Source organism: Arthrobacter sp. NPDC058192, from assembly GCF_042883665.1.
Classification (GTDB): Bacteria; Actinomycetota; Actinomycetes; order Actinomycetales; family Micrococcaceae; genus Arthrobacter.
Genome location: NZ_JBHVVJ010000024.1, coordinates 40,944 through 47,301, shown reverse-complemented (window position 1 = coordinate 47,301; position 6,358 = coordinate 40,944). Strand labels below are relative to the sequence as shown.

Annotated in this window: 8 protein-coding genes; 4 read left to right on the top strand and 4 right to left on the bottom strand. The window is 66.5% G+C overall.

Features of this window, described 5'->3' with window-relative positions; all coding sequences use genetic code 11:
- Positions 1-269: 269 nt before the first annotated feature.
- Positions 270-779, top strand: a complete 510-nt coding sequence (gene rbfA, locus ACFVVK_RS19560; RefSeq protein ID WP_390270862.1) for a 30S ribosome-binding factor RbfA — start codon at positions 270-272, stop codon at positions 777-779.
- Positions 780-898: 119 nt separating this feature from the next.
- Here the strand turns inward: rbfA and ACFVVK_RS19555 are convergent, their stop codons facing one another.
- The 3 genes from ACFVVK_RS19555 to ACFVVK_RS19545 form a co-directional block, all read right to left on the bottom strand.
- Complete coding sequence (locus ACFVVK_RS19555) at positions 899-2,023, bottom strand: ScyD/ScyE family protein (protein ID WP_390270859.1); 1,125 nt, start codon at positions 2,021-2,023, stop codon at positions 899-901.
- 169 nt (positions 2,024-2,192) lie between these two features.
- Positions 2,193-2,396: a hypothetical protein gene (locus ACFVVK_RS19550; protein ID WP_390270856.1), complete on the bottom strand. Its 204-nt coding sequence runs from the start codon at positions 2,394-2,396 to the stop codon at positions 2,193-2,195.
- Positions 2,397-2,492: 96 nt separating this feature from the next.
- Positions 2,493-3,701, bottom strand: a complete 1,209-nt coding sequence (locus tag ACFVVK_RS19545) for a pyridoxal phosphate-dependent aminotransferase (RefSeq protein ID WP_390270854.1) — start codon at positions 3,699-3,701, stop codon at positions 2,493-2,495.
- Between the two features lie 143 nt (positions 3,702-3,844).
- On the opposite strand from ACFVVK_RS19545, the gene truB reads away from it, so the two are divergent.
- From truB to ACFVVK_RS19530, 3 genes are read left to right on the top strand one after another with little or no spacing between them, the layout of a single operon-like run.
- Positions 3,845-4,813 carry a tRNA pseudouridine(55) synthase TruB gene (truB, locus tag ACFVVK_RS19540; protein ID WP_390270851.1) on the top strand — a complete coding sequence of 323 codons (969 nt, stop codon included), beginning with the start codon at positions 3,845-3,847 and terminating at the stop codon, positions 4,811-4,813.
- The gene (locus ACFVVK_RS19535; protein ID WP_390270848.1) at positions 4,813-5,166 is read left to right on the top strand and encodes a hypothetical protein; all 354 of its coding nucleotides are present in this window, start codon (positions 4,813-4,815) and stop codon (positions 5,164-5,166) included. The genes truB and ACFVVK_RS19535 overlap by 1 nt, the downstream gene beginning before the upstream one ends.
- A 1-nt stretch (position 5,167) precedes the next feature.
- Positions 5,168-5,629 (top strand): hypothetical protein, encoded by a 462-nt coding sequence (locus tag ACFVVK_RS19530; RefSeq protein WP_390270845.1) that lies wholly within the window; start codon positions 5,168-5,170, stop codon positions 5,627-5,629.
- Positions 5,630-5,709: 80 nt separating this feature from the next.
- Here the strand turns inward: ACFVVK_RS19530 and ACFVVK_RS19525 are convergent, their stop codons facing one another.
- Entirely contained in the window at positions 5,710-6,255 is a 546-nt protein-coding gene (locus ACFVVK_RS19525; protein WP_390270842.1) for an NUDIX domain-containing protein, read from the bottom strand.
- Positions 6,256-6,358: the final 103 nt, after the last annotated feature.

Genomic DNA, 6,358 nt, shown 5'->3' with positions numbered 1-6,358 from the left:
GGGGGGGGGGCCCGCGTTTTTGGGGGGCCCCCCCGGTGTGGGGGGGGCCGGTGTTTTTGGGTCGGGGGCGCCCGCCAATTGGGCGGTGGGGGTTGCGATCTACGATCGCAACCCGTCCGGCTCCGACAGGCCCGATGCCACTCCCAGGCCGCCGGAAAGAAATCCAACGGGAGTCGGTCGTAGACTCGCTTTAGGCGCGTGGCAACAAACCCCAGGTGTACGTGAACCGCAACCGCGCCGTCGTACATCCAAATTTTTTAGGAGTGGAAATGGCTGATCCCGCACGGGCTGCCAAGTTGGCGCAGCGGATTAAGGTCGTTGTTGCCGAGGCTTTGGGCCGGAAGGTCAAGGATCCCCGGCTTGAGGGCGTCACCGTGACCGACTCGCGGGTGAGTAACGACCTGCAGCACGCGACCGTCTACTACACCGTGTTCGGTGACGAGGTGGCCAAGGCCGATGCCGCCAAGGGGCTTGAGAAGGCCAAGGGCGTGTTGCGGCAGGAAGTTGGCCGGAACATTACTGTCCGGCTGACCCCCACGCTCGAATTCGTGGCGGACCAGATCCCGGTGAACGCCTCGAACCTGGAGGAATTGCTCCGCGAGGCCAAGAAGCGCGACGCGGAGGTGGCGGCGCTGGCCGAAGGCGCCAAGCACGCCGGGGACACCGATCCTTACAAGAGCGACGCTCCGCAGGATGTGGAGCTCGACGAGGACGACTTCGACGAAGAGGATCTGGACCTGATCGACCACGACCAGATCGACGAGGACCGCAACAGGTAGGGACTCGACAAGTGTCCTGACCGATAGGGGCAGGCACCACGGCAATGGCCGGAACCGGGAACGGTTCCGGCCATTGCCGTCTAAACGCCGTTGGTCGGCCGTTGGCCGGGGCGCGTGACTCAGTCGTCGTGCGAGCCGTGGCCCACGTCGCTGGAGGCCACCTTGCCGTTGGGTGGTCCGGGCGCGGCGCCTTCCGAGGGCAGGGCGTTCACCGTCGCGTACAGCGTGGAACCGGCGAGGTCGACGTCGGCCGTGAGGGCGGCGCTGAGCACGACGCTCTGCTTGCCGGAGTGGCGGTCAATCTTGAGAACGCCCTTGCCGAACAGTGACGCGACGTAGATGTCGCCGTCGTCTCCAACGGCGAGCCCGGTGGGGGACATGACCTGGTCAGCCAGCAGCTTCACCCTCCCGTTGTCCGGATCCACCTTGAAGACAGCGCCCCGGGCGCCGAGGGCAGGGTCCTCCGGGCCGCCGGGCAGTGTTGAGACGTAGAGCCAGTCACCGGGCCCCTGGGCCACGTCCGTGGGGACAGGCTCGAACGCGTAAGTCCGGCCCACGGTGCAGGCCGGAAGGTGGCTCGCGGCCGCAGCTTCGGCAGTGATCTTGAACGGGCGGGGCGGCAGCACGGCGACAGTCCTCGTCCGCCCGGTCCGGACGTCCACGGAAACCACGCTGTTCGCGCCGGCATCGGCTACGTAGATCGTTCGTCCGGAGACGGTCATTCCGTACGGGTGGGAATCGACGTCGCCCCCGGAAGCGGCAGGGACTTGGGGAGGCAGCTGGGCAGCGCAGTCAGCTGGCAGGTTGTGGAAACCGTAGTGCGCGTCCTTGTCGGCGTTGTGCTGGGTTTCCAGGGCGGCAAAATCACCGAAAGTGCGCTGGTGGCCGTCCTCGTCGATGCTGCGCACATGCCCCACGAGCGGTCGCGCATCCATGGGCCCGGCGCCCTGGCTCTCAACGAAGTATGTGGTCGATCCCTGCTGGGCATTTCCGGCGACGTCCCAGTGCGCGTTCTCATACAGGACTTTCTTGGTGCCGTGAGCGTCCATCCGGGTCAGTCGTCCCACGAACTCTTCGCTCACAGTCACGGTTCCATGCTCGCCGGCGCTCAGATGAAGAGGGCCGCCCAATCCACTGGCAAGGGTTGTCGGCGGCCCGTTAGCGGCCACGACCGCCGAAGGCCCGGCGGAGAGGAATGCCGCGACGGTGGCGGCTGCGGCCAACAATGACAGATCTTTTCTCATGACGTGCTCCCGTGGCGGTGCGGAATAACCCACGGCTTAATAACCGGGCAAGACCCATGGGACCGGGCGTGCGTTCGAGAAACCCGCACTGGAATTGCACTGCCCCCACGAGCGGATTTTAATCCGCGGCGGCCCCTAAGTCGATGCCCTGTGCCTCGCTGCCACCGGCCTAGCGGCGCCTGGAGCGTGCTCCCAGGCCGCCGCCCAGCACCGGGGATCCCATGCCGAGGAGGAAGCCGAAGTCGTACCAGTTGCCCGCCCGGGCGGAGTTGTAGAACGGGAACTCAGCCCAGAACCCGAACACATGCGCGATCAAGACGATCCATGCCGTCAGACCGTTCCAGAAACCCCACAACAGGTCTTGCCACCACACGATGTACTCCCTTGGCCGGAAAACACGGCACCCGGATGAACCGGGACAACCCAATGTCAGGCTAGCCGGGCCAGCTGGGGGCGCCGTGTGTTTAAGCTATGACTCCAGAGGCTCCGGCAACAGGGTCTGTGGTCCCGGCAGGCTCGGCGCTGATTCGCGTGCAGGGAGGCGGCCGAGGCCCTCCACCAGGTCGGCCTGGTCGGCGCAGAGCGCAATGCGGATCCAGCCCTCGCCGATGGAACCAAATGCCGTGCCGGGGGCGAAGGCCACGCCGGAGTCCGCGAGGAACCGGCGGGTCCAGGCCCGGACATCCCCGTTGCTGGCATGGGACACGTCCGCCCACAGATAAAACGCGCCTTGGGCGCTCAGGTAGCGGATGCCCCGGGAGCGCAGAATCGCGGAGGCGGCGTCGCGGTTGGCCCGGTAGTGGGCGCGGGCGGAGCTGACGTAGTCCTGCGGGCCGGTCAGAGCCGCCAGCGCGGCGTACTGCGACGGCGAGGCCACGCAGGACACGATCGACTCCATGACGTTGTTCATTGTCCGCTCCAGCCCCGGCGGGCAGATCAACGCGCCGATGCGCAGGCCGGTCAGCCCGTAGGTCTTGGACAAGGTGAGCGAGGTGAAGACCCGAGCTTCGCCCGGGACGTCGCTGTCGAAGCGGGCCGGGCTGACATGGGGGACGTCGTAGGTGAACGCCTCGTAGCATTCATCCGAGATGATCCACAGATCGTGCCGCCTTGCCAGCTCCACGAGGCGCCTCGTGAGGTCCTCGCCCAGGACGGCACCGAGCGGGTTGGACGGCGAGTTCAGCATCAGCACCTTTGTCCGGGGTGTGATCAGCGCCTCGATGTCCTCGATCCGCGGCTGGAAATCGTGCTCCGGGTACAGCGGGTAGCGGACGGGCACCGCGTTCAGCAGGCTGCTCGTCATCACGAAGGTGGGGTAGCCCGGGTTGGGAATCAGGATCTCGTCCCCGGGGGCGAGCAGCAGGCTCATGGCCAAATGCAGACCTTGCTGGGCGCCGCCGACGATATAGACACGGTCGGCGGCGATCGGCGTCGCATTTTGTTCCCGGAAGCGGTCGGCGAAGGCCTCGCGCAGCGCCGGGATTCCGGCATTGGGCGTGTAGTTCGTCTCGTCCCGGTCGAGGCAGGCCATTCCGGCCTCCAGCACGTGCCGGGGGACGGCGAAGCCCGGCTCCCCGATACTCAGCACGATCGCGCCGGGCGTTCCCCACGCGGCTTCGGTGATCTCGCGGATCTGGTTGACCGGAACGTCGCGGACATGTGCTGCAAGCTGGGGCATGCAAGCCATCCTAGTGGCCGGGGCCGGCGTTGGCCCGGGCATTTGTGCCGGGGTGTGGCCGGATCTTTGCGGTAGCCGGTGTCGGCCTGCCGGCCGTGCTCCGTGGGCCGTGGGGTTCGGCTGGCCCGCATATACTGGGAGGCGTGCTTTCTGGACTGGTGATAGTGGACAAGCCGCAGGGTTGGACCAGCCACGATGTGGTTGGACGGATGCGGCGGATCGCAGGTACCCGAAAGGTCGGCCACGCCGGGACGCTGGATCCGATGGCTACCGGCGTACTCGTGGTGGGCATCAACAAGGCAACCCGGCTGCTGACTTACATCGTTGGCACGTCCAAGACCTACACCGCCACGGTCCGGCTCGGTGAATCCACTGTGACGGACGACGCCGAAGGCGAGGTCACTGCCGCGCGCAGCGCCGCCGCGGTCACCGACGACGCCATCCGCGCCGGAGTCGCCGCGCTCACCGGGGAGATCGAGCAGGTTCCCAGCAGCGTCAGCGCCATCAAGGTCAACGGCGAACGCGCGTACGCGCGGGTCCGCTCCGGTGAAGCGGTCAAGCTGTCTGCCCGCCCGGTGACCATCCACCGCTTTGAGGTCCATGAGATCCGACGCGTGCGCGAGGGGGAGGCCTTGGATGTGAACGTCACGGTGGAGTGTTCCTCCGGGACCTATATCCGTGCCCTGGCCCGCGACCTTGGTGAGGCTCTCGGCGTCGGGGGCCACCTGACTGCACTGCGTCGGACCCAAGTGGGTCCCTACACGCTTGACCAGGCGCACACCCTTGAACAACTGGCTGAGACGCTGGACGTCCTGGAGATCTCTGACGCGGCCCGGGCGCTCATGCCGAACCGGGAACTCAGCGAGGCAGAGACCACCGAGATATCCTTCGGCCGACGTATCGCCGCCGGCGCTGCCGCCGGCACGCCGGGTGCGGCGACAGCGGACAGTCCGGCCGCGGCGTTCGCGCCGGACGGTACGCTGGTGGCCCTGCTGGCGGATGCGGGAAGCTACGCCAAGCCTGTGCTGGTCTTTGCGCCGGACAATGAAAAGCACGGCAGCGACAAGCACGGCAGCAAGAACCACAGCAATGAAAAGCAGGCCGGCCAGTAGTGGACGCGTATTTTTACATCATCCTCGTGGTTGGCTTGCTGTCCACCATCATCTGCGCCGTCGCAGGCATCCTGAAAAAGGCGCCCAATGACACGACGATACTGTCCGTGGCCGCCGTCGAACTATCCTTGTTGGTCTATCTGGTCGGCTCGATCATCCGGGTGGCCAGCGGGGAGCAGATCGCGGGGGAGCCGTGGGAGTTCTGGGGCTATCTGTTGACGGCTCTGATCCTCCCGATCGGCGCGGTGTACTGGTCCATCCTGGAACGGACCCGCTGGAGCAACTTCGTCCTGGCGGCCGTCGGCGTCACCGCCCTGGTGATGGCCGCCCGCATGAACCAGATCTGGTACTGACATGGAAGAGGCAGAAAACGTGAGCGCAAAATCCTCGCAGGCGGCGGACACCGCCCCGGCGCCGACCAATACCCGCAACACCGGCGCTGGCCGGCTGCTGATCGCTGTGTATGCCATCTTCGCGCTATCGGCCACAGCGCGGGCCGGCTACCAGATCCTCACCAAATTTTCCGAAGCGCCGCTCGCGTATCTGTTGTCCGCCTTCGCCGCCGTCGTCTACGTCGTGGCGACGGTGTCCCTGGCCAAGCCGGGCCGCACCGCATTCAAGGTCTCCGTGGTGGCGGTCCTCGTGGAGCTCGTCGGCGTCCTCGTGGTGGGCGCACTGAGCGTGTTCGACGCCGTGAACTTCCCGCACGAGACCGTGTGGTCCTTGTTCGGCCGCGGCTACGGTTTCATTCCGCTCCTGCTGCCCATTCTGGGACTCATCTGGCTGTACCGCCGGCGGCCCACGGCGAGCAACTGAGCCGCGGCCTCTCCACTGCAGGCGTGCCGCCACATTCCCGGCCTCGTTACGGGTTGATCGTGCCCCGTCATGCTCGTAGCTTAGGGCCCGTCAGGCAGATCGAGCAGCCGACGACGCAGGCCGGGCCATGAGGCCCCGAACCCGGGGTGCAACTCTTTGTCCTGGACGCCCCCAAGCGGCACCCACAGGAGTTCAAGGCTTTCGGGATCGCTGATGGCCGGGTCGAACGGCACCAGCGTTTCCGCAACCACCGTCGTGTAGGTCCAGTAGCCGACGTCGAACACTGACGTAAACAGTACGCGGACGTTCTCCGGCGGTACGGCCGCTTCTTCCCTTGCCTCCCGGAGGGCTCCGTCGATAGCTTCCTCACCTTGGTGCAGGGCACCTCCGGGCAGTCCCCAGGTTCCGCCCTTGTCGCTCCACAGTGCGCGGTGCTGCAGCAAGACACCTTTCGACGGGTCGTGGACCAGCAGGCCCGCCGAGCCGAAGCGCCCCCAGAACCGTCCGCGGTCACCTTCGACCCACGCATCACCGGGGTCGCGTGGGCCCAAGGGCCGTCGCAGTTCGCTGGGCAACGACCCGGCGAGTGACGTTTCCCCGGGCTGAGCGGCTTGTGTGCGTTCCATCCCTACAGCTTGCCACGCGCCGGACCGCACGACGGCGGATGGCCTACGAAGTGTTACGTCCAGCGTGGGGCGGGTTTTGAAGTCGTTGCGATATTTTGCTGGG

What these genes read in the sequence shown, in the direction of transcription:
- ACFVVK_RS19555 (WP_390270859.1), bottom strand. Translation starts at nt 2,023, where the DNA reads ATGAGAAAAGATCTGTCATTGTTGGCCGCAGCCGCCACCGTCGCGGCA.
- rbfA (WP_390270862.1), top strand. Translation starts at nt 270, where the DNA reads ATGGCTGATCCCGCACGGGCTGCCAAGTTGGCGCAGCGGATTAAGGTC.
- ACFVVK_RS19525 (WP_390270842.1), bottom strand. Translation starts at nt 6,255, where the DNA reads ATGGAACGCACACAAGCCGCTCAGCCCGGGGAAACGTCACTCGCCGGG.
- ACFVVK_RS19545 (WP_390270854.1), bottom strand. Translation starts at nt 3,701, where the DNA reads ATGCCCCAGCTTGCAGCACATGTCCGCGACGTTCCGGTCAACCAGATC.
- ACFVVK_RS19530 (WP_390270845.1), top strand. Translation starts at nt 5,168, where the DNA reads ATGGAAGAGGCAGAAAACGTGAGCGCAAAATCCTCGCAGGCGGCGGAC.